The 20,133-nt window shown below is 72.2% G+C and carries 17 protein-coding genes and 1 pseudogene; 9 read left to right on the forward strand and 9 right to left on the reverse strand.

Translation table 11 applies throughout. From position 1 onward, the window contains the following. Positions 1 to 497 (forward strand): annotated as a pseudogene (locus ABD999_RS12830) (2-oxoacid:ferredoxin oxidoreductase subunit beta); the annotation flags it as partial. A 41-nt stretch (positions 498 to 538) separates the two neighbouring features. Here ABD999_RS12830 and ABD999_RS12835 read toward each other — a convergent pair. From ABD999_RS12835 to ABD999_RS12875, 9 genes are all read right to left on the reverse strand, one after another. Next, the gene (locus ABD999_RS12835; RefSeq protein WP_271279883.1) at positions 539 to 1,231 is read right to left on the reverse strand and encodes an endo alpha-1,4 polygalactosaminidase; all 693 of its coding nucleotides are present in this window, start codon (positions 1,229 to 1,231) and stop codon (positions 539 to 541) included. Continuing rightward, complete coding sequence (locus ABD999_RS12840) at positions 1,228 to 2,187, reverse strand: NAD-dependent epimerase/dehydratase family protein (protein WP_271279884.1); 960 nt, start codon at positions 2,185 to 2,187, stop codon at positions 1,228 to 1,230. Before ABD999_RS12840 ends, ABD999_RS12835 begins: the two co-directional genes overlap by 4 nt. Next, positions 2,184 to 3,485 carry a nucleotide sugar dehydrogenase gene (locus ABD999_RS12845; RefSeq protein WP_271279885.1) on the reverse strand — a complete coding sequence of 434 codons (1,302 nt, stop codon included), beginning with the start codon at positions 3,483 to 3,485 and terminating at the stop codon, positions 2,184 to 2,186. The genes ABD999_RS12840 and ABD999_RS12845 overlap by 4 nt, the downstream gene beginning before the upstream one ends. Positions 3,486 to 3,502: 17 nt before the next feature. After that, complete coding sequence (locus tag ABD999_RS12850) at positions 3,503 to 4,309, reverse strand: glycoside hydrolase family 191 protein (RefSeq protein ID WP_271279886.1); 807 nt, start codon at positions 4,307 to 4,309, stop codon at positions 3,503 to 3,505. Positions 4,310 to 4,659: 350 nt separating this feature from the next. Further along, the gene (locus ABD999_RS12855; RefSeq protein ID WP_219544923.1) at positions 4,660 to 5,526 is read right to left on the reverse strand and encodes an NAD-dependent epimerase/dehydratase family protein; all 867 of its coding nucleotides are present in this window, start codon (positions 5,524 to 5,526) and stop codon (positions 4,660 to 4,662) included. Next, entirely contained in the window at positions 5,523 to 6,248 is a 726-nt protein-coding gene (locus tag ABD999_RS12860) for a sugar phosphate nucleotidyltransferase (protein ID WP_148036466.1), read from the reverse strand. The genes ABD999_RS12855 and ABD999_RS12860 overlap by 4 nt, the downstream gene beginning before the upstream one ends. A 19-nt stretch (positions 6,249 to 6,267) precedes the next feature. Then, positions 6,268 to 7,680 (reverse strand): hypothetical protein, encoded by a 1,413-nt coding sequence (locus tag ABD999_RS12865; RefSeq protein ID WP_271279887.1) that lies wholly within the window; start codon positions 7,678 to 7,680, stop codon positions 6,268 to 6,270. Then, positions 7,677 to 9,077 (reverse strand): GT4 family glycosyltransferase PelF, encoded by a 1,401-nt coding sequence (gene pelF, locus ABD999_RS12870; RefSeq protein WP_271279888.1) that lies wholly within the window; start codon positions 9,075 to 9,077, stop codon positions 7,677 to 7,679. The genes ABD999_RS12865 and pelF overlap by 4 nt, the downstream gene beginning before the upstream one ends. Continuing rightward, on the reverse strand, positions 9,074 to 10,993 hold the full coding sequence (locus ABD999_RS12875) for an Agd3-related carbohydrate deacetylase (RefSeq protein WP_271279889.1): 1,920 nt from the start codon (positions 10,991 to 10,993) through the stop codon (positions 9,074 to 9,076). Before ABD999_RS12875 ends, pelF begins: the two co-directional genes overlap by 4 nt. A 415-nt stretch (positions 10,994 to 11,408) precedes the next feature. Between ABD999_RS12875 and ABD999_RS12880 the strand changes: the two genes are divergently transcribed. The 8 genes from ABD999_RS12880 (at position 11,409) to ABD999_RS12915 (ending at position 20,126) form a co-directional block, all read left to right on the forward strand. Then, a complete protein-coding gene (locus ABD999_RS12880; protein WP_187281598.1) occupies positions 11,409 to 12,230 on the forward strand; it encodes an AfsR/SARP family transcriptional regulator in 822 nt (273 codons plus the stop codon). A gap of 1,036 nt (positions 12,231 to 13,266) precedes the next feature. After that, positions 13,267 to 14,010 (forward strand): hypothetical protein, encoded by a 744-nt coding sequence (locus ABD999_RS12885; protein ID WP_271274863.1) that lies wholly within the window; start codon positions 13,267 to 13,269, stop codon positions 14,008 to 14,010. A 9-nt stretch (positions 14,011 to 14,019) separates the two neighbouring features. Further along, a complete protein-coding gene (locus ABD999_RS12890; protein ID WP_271274862.1) occupies positions 14,020 to 14,910 on the forward strand; it encodes an NAD-dependent epimerase/dehydratase family protein in 891 nt (296 codons plus the stop codon). 55 nt (positions 14,911 to 14,965) lie between these two features. After that, entirely contained in the window at positions 14,966 to 15,625 is a 660-nt protein-coding gene (locus ABD999_RS12895) for a polysaccharide deacetylase family protein (RefSeq protein ID WP_271274861.1), read from the forward strand. Next, a complete protein-coding gene (locus tag ABD999_RS12900; RefSeq protein WP_271274860.1) occupies positions 15,625 to 16,533 on the forward strand; it encodes a glycosyltransferase family 2 protein in 909 nt (302 codons plus the stop codon). The genes ABD999_RS12895 and ABD999_RS12900 overlap by 1 nt, the downstream gene beginning before the upstream one ends. Further along, on the forward strand, positions 16,530 to 17,558 hold the full coding sequence (locus ABD999_RS12905; protein WP_271274859.1) for a GNAT family N-acetyltransferase: 1,029 nt from the start codon (positions 16,530 to 16,532) through the stop codon (positions 17,556 to 17,558). The genes ABD999_RS12900 and ABD999_RS12905 overlap by 4 nt, the downstream gene beginning before the upstream one ends. A gap of 95 nt (positions 17,559 to 17,653) precedes the next feature. Further along, positions 17,654 to 18,958: a nucleotide sugar dehydrogenase gene (locus ABD999_RS12910; RefSeq protein WP_271274858.1), complete on the forward strand. Its 1,305-nt coding sequence runs from the start codon at positions 17,654 to 17,656 to the stop codon at positions 18,956 to 18,958. After that, entirely contained in the window at positions 18,948 to 20,126 is a 1,179-nt protein-coding gene (locus tag ABD999_RS12915) for a glycosyltransferase family 4 protein (protein ID WP_271274857.1), read from the forward strand. Before ABD999_RS12910 ends, ABD999_RS12915 begins: the two co-directional genes overlap by 11 nt. Positions 20,127 to 20,133 lie beyond the last annotated feature (7 nt).

The raw sequence follows: 20,133 nt of genomic DNA on the forward strand, positions 1-20,133 counted from the left end.
TGGCCCGCACCCTGGACTCGGACCGCAAGCACCTGCAGGCGGTGCTGCGGGAGGCGACCGCGCACCGGGGCGCGTCCCTGGTGGAGATCTACCAGAACTGCAACATCTTCAACGACAACGCCTTCGAACCGCTCAAGGACCCGGAGCTGCGCGACGACATCACGTTGAAGCTGGAACACGGCCGGCCGATCGCCTCGGCCTCCAAGGCCGTCATCCGGGCCGCGAACGGAAGCCTGGAGGTCGTCCCCCGCGACAGCGTCGAACAGGACCGGGTCCTGGTGCACGACGCGCACAACCCCGACCCGTCGGTGGCGTTCGCGCTGTCCCGGCTGGACGAACCCGCGTTCGACCACGTACCGATCGGGATCTTCCGCAGCGTGGACCGCCCGGCCTACGACACGCTGATGACCAGCCAGCTGGAAGAGGCCGTGGCGCAGAAGGGCCAGGGCGATCTGGCCGATCTGCTGATGGGCGGCGACACCTGGCGCATCGGCTGACCATGCCGTTCCTGAGGCGCCGCCGGATCCCCGGCGGCGCCTCAGATGCGTGAGAGCACCCGGTCGCTGACGAAGCAGAGCATGCCGAACTCCCTGGCCCGGCGGCAGGCGAAGTCGGTCAGCTCGTCGCTGTCGGCGTAGTCCAGCGCGTACAGGTCGAGCCCGAGGCCGAGCAGGCGTTCGGCGACGGTAGCGTGCGCCTCCAGCACGTCGTCAGGCCAGGGCGCGTAGCTCTCGGTGTCCACCCAGCGGGCCGAGAAGGACTCGAAGAGCACGCCGTCCACCAGGTCGGCGAGCTCGGGCAGCAGCCCGAACCCCCGGTTGGCCAGCAGGTAGCCGGGCCTGGCCTCCTCCTGGACGGCGGCGATCAGCAGCAGCAGGTGGGGCAGGTCGTCCGGGTAGTTGTGCTCGATGTTGAGCGTGTCCAGGAACAGTCCGTGGAAGCCCTTGTCCATGGCCTGGACCGCCTGGTCGACCACGTGCGCCACCCAGCGCGGGTCGCCCACGTGCACGAACGCGCCGCCCCAGTCGGGGTTGCGCTCCTCCCGGTGCCACGGCGCGGGCGGACCGACGTCCTCGGTCAGCGACAGGTAGCCGAGCGTCCGCACGCCGCGCTCGCGCAACAGGTCCAGCTCGGTCCGCGAGTAGAAGTCGGCCTGCAGGACGACCATGTCGAAGCCGGAGAGCCGGTCCACCTCCCCCGCCCCGTAGTAGAACGCGATCGGCCTGGTCATGTCGTCCACGACTCCCGGTACCAGGCGTACGTCCTGCGCACGCCTTCCTCCAGCCGGACGCGCGGCTCGTACCCGGTGAGCCGGCGCAGCAGCGTGAGGTCGGGGCAGCGGCGCGCGACCGATCCCGCCGGGGCGGGCAGCTCGCGGACGGCGGGGCTGATCCCGGCGATCCGCAGCACGAGCTTGGCCAGGTCGCCGATGTTGGTCTCCTCCGTGTCGTCGCCGATGTGCACGATCCGGCCGGCCGCCTCGGGGGTGTCCATGAGCGTGATCACGGCGTCGGTGGCGTCGTCGACGTGGCAGAAGGCCCGGCTCTGGTCCGCGCCGTAGAGGTCGAACGGGTCCTCGCCGCGCATGGCGCGCAGCGACAGCTCGGGGATGACGTGGTCGGCGCCCATCCGCGGGCCGTAGACGTTGTGGAAGCGGCCGACGACGGCGGCGAACCCCCTGGCCCGGGCGGTGTGCAGGACCGCCGCCTCGCCGAGCATCTTGGAGATGGCGTAGGTGTGGCGCGGCGAGCCGACGTCCTCGATCATCAGCGGCACGCTCTCCGGCGTGGGCACGGGCACCACGCCGGCGCTGACGCCGCCCGCGTACGCCTCGCTGGTGGAGGCGAAGAACAGCCGCGTGCCGGGGGCGATCCAGTCGAGCAGGTGCATCAGGGCCAGCGTGTTGACCCTGATCACCCGGGCCGGGTCGGACTCGACGTTCCGCACGCCGACCACGGCGGCGAGCATGTAGACGTGGTCCCAGCGATGCTCCAGGGCCGCGTACGAGGCCGGGTCCGTGAGGTCGGCCGACCTGATCTCGGCCTGGCCGGCGAGCCGGGTCAGCGTGGGGTCGCGGCGGCCACGGGAGAAGTCGTCGACCACGGTGACCTCGTGCCCGGCTTCGAGCAGCCGCGCGGCCAGGTGGAGTCCGATGAACCCGGCGCCGCCGAGCAGCAGTGCCCTCATGACACGCGCCCCTTCGTGCGGTAGCCGATGCCGGCGTAGCGGACGCCGCGCGCCGTGACGGCGGCCTCGTCGAGGATGCGCCACGAGTCGAACAGCACCCGCACGCCCGAGCCGGCCAGCTTGTCGTCGACCTCGATCTCCCGGTAGTCCGGATGGTCGTTGATCACGATCACGGCGTCGGCGTCGGCGAACGCCTTGTCCAGGCTGACCGGCTCGCCGCCGTAACGGCGGATGACCTCGTCGGCGACCAGCGGGTCGTGCCCCCGTACGGTCAGCCCGGCGGCGGTGAAGACGGGCATCATGTCCGCGATCGGGGTGCCGCGCATGTCGTCGGTGGCGGGCCAGCCCTTGTACGCCCAGCCGAGCACGGACAGCCGGACCCCCTCGGTGCGGCCGAACTCCTCGCGGACCAGGCCGACGACCCGCTCGGCGACGTGGCCGGGCAGGCTCTCGTTGAGCGCCCGCGCCCGGCTCACCAGGTACGGTCTGCGCGACATGCTCGCGAGCATCAGGTACGGGTCCTTCGTCAGGCAGCCGCCGCCCACGTAGCCGGGCTTGGCCAGGTCGGGCCGGGGATAGTCGAGGTTGGTGGCCCTGATGACCTCCAGCGGGTCGAGCCCGTGCTGCTCGGCGATGAGGGCCAGCTCGTTGCCGAAGGCGTAGATGACGTCGGTGTGGCAGTTGTTCGACAGCTTGACCATCTCGGCGGTCTCCAGGCTGGAGACGGGGACGATCTGGTCGGCCAGCCCGGCGAACAGCTCGACGCCGGCGCGCAGGCTCTCCTCGTCCAGGCCGCCGATCACCTGGGGCAGCTCGACCAGCTCGCGCAGCGCCTGGCCCTGGATGGTGCGCTCGGGCGCCATGACGAGCCGGGGGCGGGCCCAGCGGGCGGCCAGGGCGGGCAGCACGACGTCGCGGCTGGTGCCGATCGGGACGGTGCTGCGGACCACGACCAGCGTGTCCGGGTCGCACCGGCGAGCGACCTCCTCGGCGGCGGCGGCCAGGTTCTCCAGCCGTGGGGTGCCCGTGGGGAAGTCCACCGGCGTGGACACGGACAGGATGATCGCGTCGAGCGGCTCTGCGGGCAGGTGGTCGCCGACGAAGATGCGCTCGCCGAGGAGCTCGGCGAAGGTCTCCGCCACCCCCGGCTCGTAGACGTGGACGCGGCCGCTGGACAGCGCCTCGACCACGGGGGCGCTGGTGTCGACCCCGACCACGGTGTAGCCGTTGCGTGCCATGGCCGCGGTCAGCGTCAGCCCCACGTAGCCCATGCCTACCACGCCGACTGTCTTCGGCATCGGACGCTCCTTTCCTCTCACTTGGATGCACAAGGCGGGCTGACGCGGTCGAGGTCGACCACGGTGACGTTTCCCGCGATTGCGTGCCTGCGGTAATGGGCGCAGGCGGCCTCGACGTTCGCCGGGTCCACGGCGTAGTCGGTGGCGAGCACGGCCTTGCCCAGGGCTTTCAGCGCGAGGGTGTCGGCCAGGTTCTGGTCGCACCACTCCTCGCGGCAGGGGTCGTCGGTGGCGCGGAAGAACAGCTCCTCCATGCCGATGCCGTCGATCGCGTCCGCGTACCCGGGGAAGTGCCGCAGCTCCGGGGAGTTCTGCGGGACGATCGCGAATCCGGGGCGGCGTTCCTTGGCGTGGCGGCTGATGCGGATGACCAGGTCGGCCATCTTCCGGCCGAGGGTGGCGCGGGTCTCGCCGGGCACCCTCGCCAGGTCGATCTCCTCGTACGCGAGCGGGGTGTCGAGGTAGACGCCGTCGAAGCCGGTCTCCAGCGCCCGGTCGAGCCGAGGGCGGACGACCTGCTCCCACCAGCGCTCCTCCCAGTAGCGGGCGAAGTGCTCGTCCGGCCAGTCGGGCCAGGTGTGCAGGAGCAGGTCCTGGTCGACCTCGGCGAAGTCCGTCCTGAACTCCTCGATGGAGCCGATCTCGAAGTACGCCAGCACCAGCTTCCCGGTGGCGCGTACGCGGGCGATCTCGTCGCGGGTGAAGTACCCCGCGACGGTGCCGTCACGGGACAGATCGACGACGGCGAGCCGCTGCGGCGCCCGCGCCACCCCGTCCAGCAGCCCTTTCGGATACCCCTGCAGCACATACGTGAACGACGCCACATCCCCCAACTCCGGCGCCCCCCGCCCTTCAGCGGGCGCGGGCGCAGCCCGGACACACCCCCCCAACACCACCAACGCCGCCCCGACCACCAACACCGGCGCCACCGACACACGCGGCCGCGCAGGACGGCCCGACGCGCGCCCCCGGACCTCAGGACCCGGCCGCGGGAACCCACCCGACGCGAGAGATCGCGGAGATCGCAGAAGCGAACGCGCGAACCCCTTCGACCTGCGTCCCCACACCACACCCGCCGACGGGCGCGGTCGTGTGGAACCGCCTGGCTCGCGTTCCCCCTTCGCCCTTACCGGCAGGCTCGGGCGGGAGGAAGCCGGTGTGAGGCTTGGGGCGCTCATAGCATGGCCTTGATCGAGTCGGGCAGGGGGAACTCGGGTTGCCAGCCGAGGACGTTCCCGATGCGGGTGAGGTCGGCGCGGCTCCAGGTGACGGTGGCCGAGCGGCCGGCGGGGGGTGCGCTCTCGCGGATCTCGCCGGTGAAGCCCGCCTCGCCCGCGAGCAGGGCGATCGCCTCGCGGACGGGGACGGCCCGGCCGCCGCCCACGTTGAAGACCCGTTCGGGCAGGTCGGGCGCGAAGGCGGCGCTCACGACGGCGCGGCCCACGTCGCGCACGTCCACGAAGTCGCGGTACGCGCCGAGCGGGCCCAGGTCGAGGTCGCGCACCCCGCTCGCGAGCAGGTCGCGGGCCCGGCCGAGCACGCTCTCGCCGGTGAGGCCCGGCCCGACCGGGTTGAAGACCCGCAGCGACGCCCCGTCGACCCGGCCGTCGGCGGCGGCCTGCTCGACCAGCTGGGTCCCGGCCAGGTGGCTGATGCCGTAGCCGCTGACCGGCCGGGCCGGGTCCTGCTCGTGGACCGCGTGGCCGGGCGGAGTCGGCCCGTACTCGGCGGCCGAGCCCAGGCGGACGAACCGGGCGCCGGGCGCGGCCTGGGCCATCGCCTCGATGATGACGGCGGTGGCCAGCGCGTTGCCCCGCATCAGCTCGTCGTACCCGCCGGACATCCGCCCGGCGCAGTTGAGCACGACGGACGGGCGGACGGCGCGCAGCAGGCCGGCCACGTCGGCGGGCCGGGCGGCGAGCAGGTCCAGGTCCGCCCGGCCGGGGCAGTGCAGGCCGGACACCCGGCCGTCCCGTGTCAGCAGGTCCCTGACCTGCCGCCCCAGGAAGCCGGACGCGCCGAAGAGCAGGACGTCCGTCATCGCACCGGATCCCTGGACGGCAGCAGCTGCGGCCTGATCTCGTCGAAGCGCGCGTTGGCCTCGTCGTAGTCGTCGGGCCGCCCGATGTCGAGCCAGTAGCCGTCGAACTCGTAGATGCCGGGCGGCCTGTTCCGCGCGAGCAGGTCGAGGACGAGGTCGTCGAAGCCGAACGGCATCCCCTCGGGGTAGTGGGCGATGGTGTCCCTGGACAGCGCGTACACGCCCATGCTGACCAGGTAGCTGAGCAGCGGCTTCTCCCGGAAGCCGACGATCCGGCCGCCGCTGGCCTCCAGCACGCCGAAGTCGATCTTGACGACGCGCGGCGAGGTGGCCACGGTCAGCGGCGCCGCGGAGGCGACGTGCCGGGCCAGCAGGTCGGCGTAGTTCAGGGTGGTGAGCACGTCGCCGTTCATCACCAGGAAGTGCTCCGGCAGCCGGTCCCTGATCGGGAACAGCGGCCCGATCGTCGACAGCGGAGCGAGCTCCTCGGTGAAGTCGACCGACAGCCCCCAGCGCGAGCCGTCGCCGACGAACGCGCGGATGAGCGGGCTGAGGTGGCCGACCGCCAGCGTGGCGTGCGTGAACCCCTGATGGGTGAGCTGCTGGAGGATGATGTCGAGGATCGCGTACTCCTCACCGATCGGCACCAGCGGCTTGGGCAGGGCGGAGGTGTACGGGCGCAGGCGGACCCCCTTGCCGCCCGCGAGTATGACGACGTGCATGCTGGTTCCCTCCTGTGGATCAGCGATACCGCTGCACGTCCCGCAGGCTCACGGCCATCGGGACGAGCAGGATGAGGAAGAAGACGAGGCCGGCGACGAGGAAGAGCAGCACGTCGGCCAGGACCGGCGGCGCGCCGGCTAACAACGGGCGCGCCCCCGGATGGACGGCCAGGGCGAGCGCCTGCGCCGCGCACAGGTGCCTGACCTTGCCCTGGTTGGCCAGCAGGAAGGCCACGAAGTAGGCGGTCCCGACGACCACGTGCGCGGCAGCCATGACGACACTGGCGTCCGACAGCCGGCCGGTGGCGTGCAGGAACGCCAGCGGCAGCGCCGACAGCACGGACAGCGTGACCAGGCAGGCGAGCACGCCCTTGGCGAGCAGCCACCGGCCGTGCGAGGTGAACTCGGCCGGGTAGCTCACCCGCCGGATCGCCGCCCTGGCGTCGTCGTCGAAGACGTGCGCCCGGTACTCCAGCACGCCCATGCCGAGCACCAGCCCGGCGCCGGCGATGGCGATGTCGCTCCTGTCGAGCACGTACCTGGCCTCGGCCTGGAGCAGGAAGAGCGCGGTGAGCAGGCTGTAGAGGAAGGCGGGCGGCAGACCGCGCAGGTTGGCGCGCAGCAGCGTGCGCAGCGGCGGCTCGGCGGCGGGCTGTTCCCCCTTGTCCGGGGTGGCGAGGGTGAGCAGCATCGCGGCGCCGACGACGGCGGCGACGCAGATCACGCCGAGGCAGACGGTCAGCAGGCCGACGAAGCGGTCGGCGACGCCGATGTAGCCGATCCCGGCCAGCACGGCGGGCATCATCATCGCGGCGAGCCAGGCCTCGCGCCGGTAGAAGAGCAGGATCCCGGACGAGATCTGGAACGCGATCTGTGTGACGCAGAGCGCGACGAGCGCCACGGGCGCGCCCATGCCCAGGGCCAGCCCGGTGGCCGTCAGCGCCGCGCAGCCCACGCCGGTCACCAGCCCGGTGCGGAGCACGCGCCCGGCCGAGCGCGGGCAGCCGCGTCCCATGAGGGTGTAGGCGATCTGGGCGGCGGAGCTGCCGAGCACCCAGCCGATCCCGGTGGTGAACACCAGCCCCGGCATCAGCCACTGGGTCCCGACCAGGCCGGAGGCGGCGGGCAGCAGCGCCGCGGGCAGCCCGTACAGCAGGCCGTGCAGGATCTGCGCGGTCGGCCTGGCCCGGCGCAGCGGCGCGTCGGGCACCGGCGGCACGGCTTTGGCCGCCACCCGCGAGAACGCGGTCTCGGCCAGCGAGAACACGTCGGTGTGCCCGTACCGCTCGCGGGCGATCTTGTCGTTGAGGCCCTCGCTCTCCAGGATGGCGGCCACCTGGAGCGGTTCCACGGCGCGGGCCAGGCTCGCGTCCATGGGCTCGATGAGGGCGTCGATCGGGTGCGCCTGTCCGTCGTCCCTGGCCGCCGTCACGGCCACAGCTCCGTGTAGACGGCGCGGTAGTCGTCCAGCGACTGCCGGAGCGTGAAACGTTCCAGGACGCGGTCACGGGCGATCGCGCCGAGGCGGCGGCGCAGCGGCGCGTCCTGGAGCAGCCGCACGGCGGCGTCGGCGGCGGCCACGTGGTCGCGCGGCGGCACGATCAGCCCGGCGTCGGCGACCGCCTCCGCGACGCCGCCGACGTTCGTGCACACCACGGTCCTGCCGCAGGCCATGGCCTCCACGACGGTGTAGGGGAAGCCCTCGGAGATGCTGGTCAGCGCGACGACGCTGCCCGCGTGGTAGGCGTCGACCGGGGTGGACACCCGGCCCTCGAACACCGCCGCGCCCTCCAGGTCCAGCTCGTCGATGAGCTCCAGGCAGCTCTGGTGGTAGCTCTCGTTGCCCGCGGGCACGCCGCCGAAGATGCGCAGCTTCGCCTTCGGGATCTTGTCGTGCACGATGGCGAACGCCCTGATCAGCGTGTGCAGGTCCTTCAGCGGGTCCACCCGGCCCATGAAGACCAGCGTCGGCTCGTCGGGCTCGGTCTCGGCGAGCGGGAAGTCGTCAGGGTCGACGCCGTTGTACATGACCCGGATCCGGTCAGGGTCGGCGCCGTTGTGGAGCTGCCAGCGCCGGTTGTACGAGGAGTGCGGCGCGATCCGGTCGGCCGCCACGTAGGCGGCGCCGGCCAGCCTGCGGAAGAAGCTCAGCAGCAGCACCCTGACCGCGTGCGAGACGGGCTCGTGGACGTACTGCAGGTAGCGTTCGCGCAGGTAGACGCCGTGTTCCGAGAGGACGACCGGGGTGCCGTGCTGCCACTTGGCGGTCATCGCGACGAGCATGCTGAGACCGTTCATGGCCACGTGGGTCAGGTCGGTGCGCAGCGGCGGCTCGGCCAGCGGGCGCAGCATGTGGCCCATCAGGTCGGCGGCCACGATCGCGTCGGCCAGGTTGATGCCGTCGGTCCTGTTCCAGTACCACGCGTCCATGAGCTGGCTGAGCGAGTCGTTGGCGACGAGCGCGCCGACCAGGTCGCCGCCGTCGTGCGCGTACCGGTAGAGCGACTCCAGCACGGACAGGAACTCCGCGCTGCCCGCGCCCATGACGGCGGGGGTGAGGACGATCTGCAGGAAACGCTCGTACGCCTCGGCGAACTCCCGCCCGGGCGGGCGGCCGGACCGCCGGTGGCCGCCCTTCCACAGCGGGAGGTTGATCACCTGCTCCAGGTTGGGCGGGAGATCCCACACCGGCCGCTCGGCGCCGTCCACGGTCATCGTGACGACGTCCCACCGGTAGTCCGGCATGCCCTTGATGAGCTGGTCCATCCACACGCTGACGCCGCCCATCGCGAACGGGTACGTGCCCTCGGACACGAGCGTCACTTTCACGGGCGCACGCTCGCGTTGACGGTGAGCGGGACGCCCGCGGCCAGGTCGAGGTGGGCGATCTTGTCGGTGCCGTACGTGGCCGCGCCGGCCGCGGCGGCGTTGGTGGCGAACACCTCGGCGTCGGCCGAGGCGGTGAACGTGATCGTCCCGGCTGTCCTGTCGTACACGGCGCGCACGTCCGCCAGGTCGTCGAAGTGGACGGTCCGGTCCTCGACGTAGCCGGCCAGCCCGCCCCAGTCGGGGGTGAGCAGCGGGACGCCGTAGTAGCTCTCGTACTTGGCCATCACGGCGTTCAGCCAGTCGAAGACCAGGTTCTTGTTGCCGCCGTAGTTGCGCAGGTTGCCCTGGTGGAACGTGTGCGTGTACACCGATCCCGACATGACGTGCTGCATGGCCACGTCGCTCTCGTGGTCGAGGACCTGGCTGTAGGTCTGGTCGACGGGCCAGTACGGGAACCTGCCGTTCGGGCCGTAGTAGGAGTTGTAGAACAGCGTCTGCTCGGCCGGCGTGGTCGTGTGGTACGCGATGTTCGTCGGCCAGTCGGGCACCACCATGACCGACGGCTTCAGCGGGTGGCGGATGCCGCAGTTGAAGCACGCGGGCCGGTGGCTGGCGAACGACATGTTGCCGTGGAGATACTTCACGCCCAGGTCGGCCGCGGCCTGCAGCAGGTTGGCGTTGGACGCGGCCAGGCCGTGGTCGGTGGGCGGGTCGATGTCGTTGTCCGGGTCCGGGTGGTAGACGCCCAGGCCCGAGTACTCGCCGGTCTTGAGCACGGTCGGGTCGACGGTGAAGCCGAGCGCGGAGCCGATGGTCAGGTTGTCCTCGATCTCGGCGTAGCTGGTCGCGTAGTCGGTGTCGTTCATCTTCGGGTGGCTGAACGTGTGGTTGATCCAGGTGAACGACGACGCGCGGCAGCGCGAGTACGCGGTCAGCCCGTCGGTGAGCAGCGGGGGCAGCAGGCACAGGGTGGGCACGTTCAGGCCGGCTCCGTCGCCGTTGTAGGCGATGTTGAGCTTGAAGCCGCCGGCCAGCGGGTGCGCGGTGCGGAAGGAGTTCTGCTGCTGGTACGTGCTGACGGCGTCGTTCCTGCTCATCCGGAAGCCGGGATCGGAGTCGACGGTGCCGTTGGCGAGCAGGTGGTCGGTGTAGCTGAACCAGTCGTCCACGTCGGCGTTCAGGTAGTGGCGCTGCTCGCCCAGGTACAGCCCTCTGGTCGCCCACCGGAACAGCCCGAAGGTGAGCAGGTCGGCCTGCGGCAGGTACTGGTTGGAGGTGAAGGTCAGCGCGGCCCGCTCGCGGCCGTCGGTCGAGGTGCTGCGCACGCCCAGCACGTCGGTTCCGCTGGTGATGAGCGGGTCGGCGGCGCAGCCGGCGGCGATCGTGCTGCGATAGAGGTACGACAGCGAGATCGGCACGTTCACGCCGCCGCGCAGGTAGTCGAACACGCCCGCGCCGGCCGGGGTCAGCGCGGTGCTGATCGGCGTGTCGCCGACGCCGCCCTCGCTGCCGGCCCGCAGGCAGTAGTCCTCAGGCCAGGTCCCGTACGCGGTGTAGAGCGACACCTGGCGGACGCCGTAGTCGCGCTCGTACGCCCATAGAGCGTTCCATTCGTCGGCGTCGAGACCGCTGAGATAGGAGCCGCCGTCCTCGTAGAGCAGGCTGTTGCTGGTGAGCAGGATCGCGTTGTAGCGGCCGGTGCCGTCGGCGGCGATCAGGTCGGCGAGCGGCTCGGTCCTGCTGTGGAGGACGTCGTAGGCGGCGCCCACCCGGTCCAGGGTGGCCTTCCAGGTGTCCTCGCCCCAGTCGTCGCCGTCCACGGCGATGACGAGGGCGCGCAACTCGACCTTGTCGGTGGCCGCGGCGGCGAGGGCCTCGGCCGTGGTGGCGGCGCGGGCGGACCGGTCGAGCTTCACTTTGCCCTGCTTTTTCGGCAAAGGGTCCGGTATTTCCACTTTGGGACGTTCCACTTCGCCGCGCAGCGGGGCGTGGCTGTGGGACCGGTCTTTGGGCGCGGATTCGGCCGGCTCTGAATGGGCTACGAATAGCCCCGAAACGAGCGTGACTACGCCGGCCAGCGCGAGCATTCTGCTGGAACGTACCAGATTTTTGTTCTTGGACAGCCGAAAAGAACCCACTCGTATCACCCGTCTAAGCCCTGGCCCCCGATAAGCCGTAGAAATGCCGAGCAATCCGTCGTCGGCAAGCCCCGAGTGTGCGGACGGCGGGTTTCACTCGGGTTTCAAGGAGGTTTCCCGCAAAACAGGCAAGGTGACGGCAAGTGTTGGCTCTATAACTGAGGGATCGGGAACGGCACGGGAAGGGGAGCCCATGCAGTTCGGAATTCTGGGTGCGCTGGAGGTGGTCTCGCAAGGCCAGCGCTTACCCGTGCGCTCCGCCAAGCAGCGCACGCTCCTGGCCCTGCTGCTCTGCCATCGGGGCCGGGTGGTGCGCAGCGACGCGCTGATCGACGCGCTCTGGGGCGGGGAGGCCGCGGACGCCGGGCATCGGCGGCTGCGGCTGCAGCTCTTCCGGCTCAGGCGGACTCTCGGGCCGGAGGCGGAGATCGTCCACGACTCGGCCGGTTACCTGCTGCGGGTGCCACCGGGAGCGGTGGACGCGTGGCGCTTCGAGGAACTGGTCAAGGAAGGGCGGCAGGCGTTCAAGAGCGGTGACGTGGGCAAGGGCGGCGAGCTGCTGCGGGCGGCGCTGGGGCTGTGGCGCGGGCAGGCGCTGTCGGGGCTGGACGACCTGCCGCTCCTGCACGCCCAGGCCACCCGGCTGGAGGAGGAGCGGCTGGCCGCGCTCGCCGACCGGGTGGACGCCGACCTGCGGCTGCACCGGCACGCCGACCTCGTCGGGGAGCTCACCGGGCTGGTCCGTGAACATCCGCTGCGCGAACGGTTCCGCGGTCAGTTGATGCTCGCCCTGTACCGGGCTGGGCGGCAGGCGGAGGCGCTGGAGGTCTACCGCGACGGGTGGCACATCCTCACCAACGACCTCGGCCTGGAACCCTCGCCCGAACTGCGCCGGCTGGAGGCGGCGATCCTCACCAGCGACGCCTCCCTCACCCTCACCCGCGCCGACCACCACCACCGTCCCACCCGCCGCCCCACCTCAGGCTGCCCCCACTGCGCCCGCCGCCCCCGCTGACCCACCACAAGGGGGAACCCCCGGTACGGCGCTTCCCCCACAGCCACCTCCTCTGGATCCGGCACGGTACGGCGCTTCCCCCACAGCCGCCTCCTCCGGATCCAGCGAGGCGTGACGTGAGCGGGATACCGGTGCAACGCCCCACAACCGCCCCCGCTCGCGCTCCCCTCGCCGAGCGTGGGCTTCCGCCGAACCCCGCAACGGCGGAGCACCACCGTGTCCGCACGAGCTCCCCACAGTGCCCCCACCGGAGCGGTCTGGGGGTGAGATCTGGCGCGATCCACCGCCACCACCTCCACCGGAGCAGCGGGAAGCGCGCGGGATCCAACGCGAGCAGCCTCAACCGCCTCCGCCGGAGCGGTGAGGCGAGGTGGGGCGGGGCGCGAAATGGGTGCCATCCGGCGCGAACTCCCCCACGGTCACCTGCCAGGGCGGTGCGGTGGAGCGTGGGTGATCGCGCGAGCTCCACCACAACCGCCTCCCGCTGGAGCGGTGGGAGGCGGGAGGTGCGCGGGGTCCAAGGCGAGCCCTCAACCACCTCCAACGGAACGGCGTGGGGGAGATTTTGCGCGAGATCCCACAGCCACCTCCACCGGAGCAGCGGGGCGAGGAGTCCGGCGCGAGCCGCCGCAACCGCCTCCGCCAGAGCAGCGGAGTGGGGCTGGAAATGGGCGCCATCCGGCGCGAACTCCCGCACGGCGAGCCCGCTGGTGAGGTGCGGTGGGGCCTTGGTGCAATCTGGCGCGAGCCCCGGCAATCGCATCCGCCGGGGTGGTGGGGGATCTGGTGTGGAGGGTTGGTCTCGGGTGAGGATGCCGGGGTGAAGGTGTGGTGGGGGGTTGGCGCGGTGGGGGTTGTCGCGCTGGTGGTGGTCGCGGTGCTGGTGGCTGAGCAAGGGCGGGAGAAGCCGCTGGAGAGGGCGAGGGCTACTGAGGGGGCGGCAGTGACTGACGGAGCGGTGGTGACGGAGGGGGAGACCGGGGCTGGGCGGTGGGTGCCGGATGGGTTTCCGGATGCGGGTAGTACCGGGGTGCCGGTGGGGACGGAACTTGTGGTGGTGGCTGGGGATCGGACGTTCGCCGTTGATGGGGAGGTGGTGGAGGGCAGGGAGTTCCATGGGTTCGTGACGGTGACCGGGCGGGGTGTCACGTTCAGGAAGTGCCGGTTTCTCGGGGGGAAGGCCGACCGGGTGCGGCCGCTGCTCGACACCGAGCATGCTCGTGACACGGTGATCGAGGACTCCGAATTCCGGGCGGCACACCCGTCGCCGTCGGTCGACGGCATCTGGGCCGCGCACACCAGCATCCTCAGGTCGGAGTTCACCGGCACCGTGGACGGGATCAAGGCGCACACGGGCACCCTCGTCCGCGACTCCTACATCCACGACCTGAGCTGGTTCCCCGAGGACCCCGACCAGGGCGGCGGCCCGACCCACAACGACGGCGTCCAGGCGTTCGCCGACCAGACCGGCGTCACGCTGGAGCACAACACGATCGACCTGTCCACCACCCGCGACCCCAACGCCGCCGTCCAGTCCTCGGCCGACGACCTGCGCGTGGAGGACAACTACCTGGACGGCGGCGCGTGCGTGGTGAACATCGACCACACGCCGCTCGGCCGCCCGCTGCGCGGCCAGCACGTCACCGGCAACCGGTTCGGCCGGGCGTCCGCGTACGACTGCCCGATCCTGCTCAGCACCAAGTCAGAGCTCGCGGACGGCGGCGGCAACGTGTGGCACGACACCGGCGGGCCGATCCCCGAACCCGAACGGCACGACTAGGAGGCGCACATGTGGGAAGGCACGCCGGCGCTGGTGACGGGCGCGACGGGGTTCATCGGCGCGCACCTGGTCAGGCGGCTGGCGGGGCTGGGGGCGCGGGTGCACGCGGTCAGCCGCCGCCCGCCGGACGTCTCCGGGCACGGCGAGCGCTGGCACGCCGCCGACCTGGGCGACCCGGCCGCCACCGCGAAGCTGGTCGCGGAGACCGCCCCCGAGGTGGTCTTCCACCTGGCCAGCGAGGTGACCGGGGTGCGGGAGCCGGACGTCGTGGCGCCCACGCTCGCGGCCAACCTCACCGCCGCGGTCAACCTGCTCACCGCCGTCACCGGCTCCCCCGTACGCAGCGTGGTGCTCGCCGGGTCGGTGGAGGAGCCGCGCGACGGCCTCGCGCCCGGCTCGCCGTACGCCGCCGCCAAGGCGGCGGCCACCGGTTACGCCCGCATGTTCCACGCGCTCTGGCAGGTGCCGGTGTCGGTGCTGCGGGTGGCGATGGTGTACGGGCCGGGCCAGCGGGAGACGTCCAGGCTGATCCCGTACGCGACGCTGGAGCTGCTGCGCGGCCGCGACCCGGAGCTGACCTCGGGCACCAGGATGGTGACCTGGGTGTACGTGGAGGACGTGGTGGACGCGTTCGTGCTGGCCGGGGCGGGCGGGGCGGCCGGCGAGGTGCTCGACGTCGGCACGGCCGAGCCGGTCTCCATCCGCGACACCGTGGAGCTGCTCGCCCGGGTGGTGGGCGGCGCGGCGCGGCCCCGGTTCGGCGCGGTCGCGGCCCGGCCGCTGGACCGGACGCAGCGCTCCGACCCGGGCCCGGCGGAGCGGGTGCTGGGCTGGCGACCGGCCACGAAGCTGGAGGAAGGACTGCGCCGTACCGTCGCTTGGTACGCAGAAAGTCTGTAACGCCGCATCTCGGACGCCGATATCCCTCCTGGCGACTACTGACGCAGGGGGCGGGATGCGTGCGGTGACCAACCTGACCGTGCACGGCATCGGCCGCACCACCCGCGAGCTGGACCCGGGCGAGGGAGACACCTGGGTGAGCGTGGCCCAGTTCGAGCAGGTGGTGGACGCCGTGGCGGGCCGGCCCGACGTGCGGCTCACGTTCGACGACGCGAACCTGTCCGACGTGGAGATCGCGTTACCCAGGCTGGTCGAGCGGGGGTTGAAGGCCGAGTTCTTCGTGCTGGCCGGGCTGCTCGGCGAGCCGGGCCGGCTGGACTCCGACGGGGTGCGCGAACTGCTCGGCGCGGGCATGCGCATCGGCTCGCACGGCTGGGCGCACCGCGACTGGCGCACGCTGGGCACGCGGGAGGCGGCCGAGGAGCTGTCGGCCGCGCACCACCTGCTCGGGCAGCTCGTCGGCGAGCCGGTCTCGCGGGTGGCGATCCCGTTCGGCTCCTACGACCGGCTGGTGCTGAACCGGCTCAGGCGCATGGGCGTGACCCGCGCGTACACCAGTGACGGCGGCCGCGCCCGGCCGGGCTCCTGGCTGCAGCCGCGCACCAGCCTCCGCCACGACCTGGACCGCGGCTGGATCGCGCGGGTGCTGGGCGGCCCGTCGCTCCCCCGACGGGCGGCCAAGCTCGCCACGCGGCTCTACAAGCGGATGCGCTGATGGGCCGGGTCGCCGTGGTGATCGTCACCTACAACAGCGAAGGCGTGCTCGGCGGCTGCCTGGACTCGCTCGCCGCCGGGGCCGAGGGCGTTGAACTCGTGGACGTGGTGGTGGCCGACAACGCCTCGAAGGACGGCTCCGTAGCGGTCGCCGAGCGGGCCGGGCCGCCGGTCAGGGTGGTGCAGACCGGCAGGAACGCGGGCTACGCGGCGGCGGTCAACGCCGGGATCGCGGCGCTCGACCTGGACGCGGTCGACGGCGTGTACGTGCTCAACCCCGACTGCCGGCTGCGGCCCGGGGCCGTCGCGCCGCTGCTGGCGTGCCTGCGCGAGCCGGGCCGGGGCATCGCGGTGCCGTACATGGTCAACCCGGACGGCTCGCTCCAGCCGTCGCTGCGCAGGCGGCCGACCGTGGGGCGGGCGCTGGTGGAGGCGGTGATCGGCGGCAGCCTGGCGGGCCGCGTCGGGCGGCTGGGCGAGCTGGTGACGGACCCGCGCGACTACGCGCGGCCGGGGGCGTACGCCTGGGCGACGGGGGCGGCCATGCTGATCTCGCCCCGGGTGATCCGCGAGGTGGGGCCCTGGGACGAGTCGTTCCTGCTCTACAGCGAGGAGACGGACTTCTGCCTGCGCGCCGCCGACCTGGGCTGGACCACCTGGTACGAGCCCGCGTCGGTGATCGAGCACATCGGCGGCGACTCGGGGATCGACCCCACGCTGGCCGCCCTGCTGGTGGTCAACAAGGTGCGCCTGTACCGGCGGCGGCACGGGCCGCTGGCCGGGCTGGCCTACTACCTGGCGGTGCTGGGCGGCGAGTCCGTGCGCGCGCTCGCGGGCCGGCGCACCTCGCGCGCCTCCGTCGCGGCCCTGGTGCGGCCGTCGCGCCGGATGACGGCGCTGCCGCAATGAGCCGCGCTCCGGCCATGCGGACCGTGCCGTTCGACGGGCTCTCCGCCGCCGAGCTCGACGCCTGGCACGCGCTGCGGGCCGCCAACCCCGCGCTGGACAGCCCGTACTTCCATCCCGGTTTCGCCGCCGCCGTGCACGCGAGCGGGCGGCCCGTGCACGTGGCCGTGAGCACGCGCGACGGCGGGATCGACGCGCTGGTGCCGCACCACCGCGACGGGCGGGTGCTGCGGCCGGCCGGCTGGCCGGGCGCGGACTTCCAGGGGCCGGTGCTCGCCGCCGGGACGCCTTTCCGGCCGCTCGGGCTGCTCTCCAGGGGGACCGGCGCGTACGTGTTCGACCACTTGGTGGAGGCCGCGCCCGGGTTCGGGCCGTGGGTGCTGGGCCGCAGGCCGTCGCCGTACCTGGACGTCACCGGCGGGCTGCCCGGCTACCTGGGGCGGGCCTCGCGCAGCGGCAGGGACAACATGAACCAGGCGCGTCGCCGGGCCGCGAAGGCCGAGCGCGAGCACAGCACCGTGAAGTTCGAGGCCGACTCGCGGGACCGGGACGCGCTCGCGCTGGTGATCGCGCTCAAGCGGGCGCAGTACGCGGCCACCGGCGCGGCCGACTACTTCGCCGAGCCGGACCGGGTGCGGCTGCTGGAGAGCCTGCTGGGCGCCCGCGACGGGTCGTTCGGCGGGGTGCTGTCGACGCTGCACGCCGGGCCCCGGCTGGTGGCCGCGCACTTCGGGCTGCGCGCGGGCGGGGTGCTGCACTGGTGGTTCCCGGTGTACGACCCGGAGTTCGCCCGGCTGTCACCCGGCTGGATGCTGCTGCGCGAGCTGGTCGCCGCCGCGCCCACGCTCGGCGTGGACCGGATCGACCTCGGCCGGGGTGAGGATGAGTACAAGCGGCGGGCCAAGACCGGCGAGACCTGGGTGTGCCAGGGGTTGGTGACGCGGAATCCGGCGCGGCGGGCGGCGGCGGTGGCGATGACCCGGGCACGGGCGATGGTGAGATCTGTCCGAACTCGGACACATCCGTAACGTTCCAACGGACATCCCCGACATATCCGGTGGAGGCGGGGAAGATCGCGAACGTCCTCTGCACGGTCCAGCACGCTCTTCAGGCGGGGGAAGCCATGCGGATCAGCGTCTTCGGGCTCGGCTACGTGGGGTGCGTGTCGGCGGCGTGCCTGGCCTCGATGGGCCACGAGGTCGTGGGCGTGGACGTCAACCCCGCCAAGATCGAGCTGGTCAACGGCGGCCGGGCGCCGATCGTCGAGGAACGCATCGGCGAGCTGGTCGAGCGGGCCGTGCGGGAGGGCAGGCTGCGCGCCACCGCGGACGCCGCCGCGGCGGTCGGGTCCAGCGACCTCTCCCTCGTCTGCGTCGGCACCCCGTCCGCGCCGAACGGCAGCCTGTCGACCGCCTACCTGGAGCGGGTCGCCGAGCAGATCGGCCGGGCGCTGCGCCCCGGGCACGTCGTGGTCTTCCGCAGCACCATGCTGCCGGGCACCTGCGCCGAGCTGCTGATCCCGATCCTGGAGCTGTCCTCCGGGCTGCGGGCGGGCGCGGACTTCGGGGTGGCGGTCAACCCGGAGTTCCTGCGCGAGGGCACGAGCGTGCGCGACTTCTTCGCGCCGCCGAAGACGGTGATCGGGGAGTCGGATCCGGCCAGCGGGGACGTGGTGGCCGGGCTGTACGAGGGGCTGCCGGGCGAGGTGTTCAGGGTGCCGATCCCGGTGGCCGAGATGACGAAATATGCGGACAACGCCTTCCATGCTGTCAAGATCGGTTTCGCCAACGAGCTGGGCGCGGTCTGCCAGGCACTCGGCGTGGACTCGTACCAGGTCATGGACGTGTTCCTGGCCGACAGGAAGCTCAACATCAGCCCGGCCTACCTGCGGCCCGGGTTCGCGTTCGGCGGCTCCTGCCTGCCCAAGGACCTGCGCGGCCTGGTGTACGCGGCGCGCAAGGCGGACGTGTCGGTGCCGCTGCTGTCGCACGTGCTGCCCGCCAACGAGGCGCACCTGCGGCGGGCCTTCGACCTGGTCACCGCGCCGGGGCTGCGCAAGGTCGGGCTGTTCGGGCTGTCGTTCAAGCCGGGCACCGACGACCTGCGCGAGAGCCCGCTGGTGGAGCTGGCGGAACGGCTCCTCGGCAAGGGCTACGACCTGCGCATCTACGACGCCAACGTGTCGATGTCGCGGCTGATGGGGGCCAACCGCGAGTACATCGCCGAGCGGCTGCCGCACCTGGGCGACCTGCTCGCCGACTCGGTGGCCGAGGTGCTGGACCACGCGGAGGTGTGCGTGATCGGCAGCACGGATCCGGCCGTGCTGGACGGGCTCGACGGCTTCCGCGGCAAGGTGATCGACCTCGTGCGCGTGCCGGGAGCCGCGACACACCGGGACAGAAGGGATTACGTGGGCATTGGCTGGTAGAGCGCTCATCCTCGTCGAGAACCTCTCCGTCCCGCTCGACCGCCGCGTCTGGCAGGAGAGCGCCGCGTTACGCGAGGCGGGCTGGGAGGTGCACGTCATCTGCCCGATGGGCGCCAAGCAGGACCGCGAGGCCGAGGCGGTGATCGACGGCGTGCGCATCCACCGCTACCCGCTCCGCGCCGCCACCGGCGGACCCGTCGGCTACCTGCGCGAGTACGGGTCGGCGCTGTGGCACACCTTCCGCATCGCCCGCCGGCTCGGGCGCTTCGACGTGGTGCACGGGTGCAACCCGCCCGACCTGTTCTTCCTGGTGGCGCGGGCCATGAGAGGTACCCGGTTCGTGTTCGACCAGCACGACCTGGTGCCCGAGTTGTACCTGTCGCGCTTCGGCCGGGGGCGCGACCTGTTGTACCGGGCCGTGCTGTGGCTGGAGCGGCGCACGTACCGGGCCGCGCACGTGGTGATCGCCACCAACGAGAGCTACCGGCAGGTGGCGCTGTCACGCGGCGGCAAGCTGCCCGGCGAGGTGTTCGTGGTGCGCAGCGCGCCCGTCGTGGAGCGGTTCCACCAGGTGCCTGCCGAGCCCGAGCTGCGGCGCGGCAAGCCGCACCTGCTGTGCTACCTCGGCGTGATGGGGCCGCAGGACGGGGTCGACTACGCGCTGCGCAGCCTGGCGCGGCTGCGTGACGAGCACGGGCGGACCGACTGGCACGCGGTGTTCGTCGGCGGCGGCGACACCTTCGACGCGATGGTGGCGCTCTCCCGCGAGCTGGGGCTGGGCGAGGCCGTCGAGTTCACCGGGCGGATCCCGGACCCGGACCTGATGCGTTATCTGTCGACGGCCGACGTGTGCCTGTCGCCTGACCCGTTGAATCCGCTCAACGACGTCTCCACCATGAACAAGGTCATGGAGTACATGGCGATGGCCCGGCCGATCGTCTCCTTCGAGCTGCGGGAGGCGCGGGTGTCGGCGGGCGAGGCGGCCCTGTACGCGCCGGCCAACGACGAGTCGGAGTTCGCCAAGCTCATCGCGCGGCTGCTGGACGACCCTTCCGAACGACGCCGCATGGGCGAGATCGGCAGGGAGCGCGTGACGGGGCCGCTGTCGTGGACCCACTCCAAGAAGGCCCTCCTCGCGGCCTACGAAGCCGCCACGGACCCCCGGTGACCCCTGC

The organism is Nonomuraea ferruginea (assembly GCF_039540635.1).
Lineage (GTDB): Bacteria > Actinomycetota > Actinomycetes > Streptosporangiales > Streptosporangiaceae > Nonomuraea > Nonomuraea ferruginea.

Bases quoted from the DNA above. Each gene is read 5' to 3' on its own strand.
- ABD999_RS12880 (WP_187281598.1), top strand. From the start codon at position 11,409: ATGCAGTTCGGAATTCTGGGTGCGCTGGAGGTGGTCTCGCAAGGCCAG.
- ABD999_RS12845 (WP_271279885.1), bottom strand. From the start codon at position 3,485: ATGCCGAAGACAGTCGGCGTGGTAGGCATGGGCTACGTGGGGCTGACG.
- ABD999_RS12900 (WP_271274860.1), top strand. From the start codon at position 15,625: ATGGGCCGGGTCGCCGTGGTGATCGTCACCTACAACAGCGAAGGCGTG.
- ABD999_RS12910 (WP_271274858.1), top strand. From the start codon at position 17,654: ATGCGGATCAGCGTCTTCGGGCTCGGCTACGTGGGGTGCGTGTCGGCG.
- ABD999_RS12835 (WP_271279883.1), bottom strand. From the start codon at position 1,231: ATGACCAGGCCGATCGCGTTCTACTACGGGGCGGGGGAGGTGGACCGG.
- ABD999_RS12860 (WP_148036466.1), bottom strand. From the start codon at position 6,248: ATGCACGTCGTCATACTCGCGGGCGGCAAGGGGGTCCGCCTGCGCCCG.
- ABD999_RS12840 (WP_271279884.1), bottom strand. From the start codon at position 2,187: ATGAGGGCACTGCTGCTCGGCGGCGCCGGGTTCATCGGACTCCACCTG.
- ABD999_RS12895 (WP_271274861.1), top strand. From the start codon at position 14,966: ATGCGTGCGGTGACCAACCTGACCGTGCACGGCATCGGCCGCACCACC.
- ABD999_RS12855 (WP_219544923.1), bottom strand. From the start codon at position 5,526: ATGACGGACGTCCTGCTCTTCGGCGCGTCCGGCTTCCTGGGGCGGCAG.
- ABD999_RS12890 (WP_271274862.1), top strand. From the start codon at position 14,020: ATGTGGGAAGGCACGCCGGCGCTGGTGACGGGCGCGACGGGGTTCATC.
- ABD999_RS12905 (WP_271274859.1), top strand. From the start codon at position 16,530: ATGAGCCGCGCTCCGGCCATGCGGACCGTGCCGTTCGACGGGCTCTCC.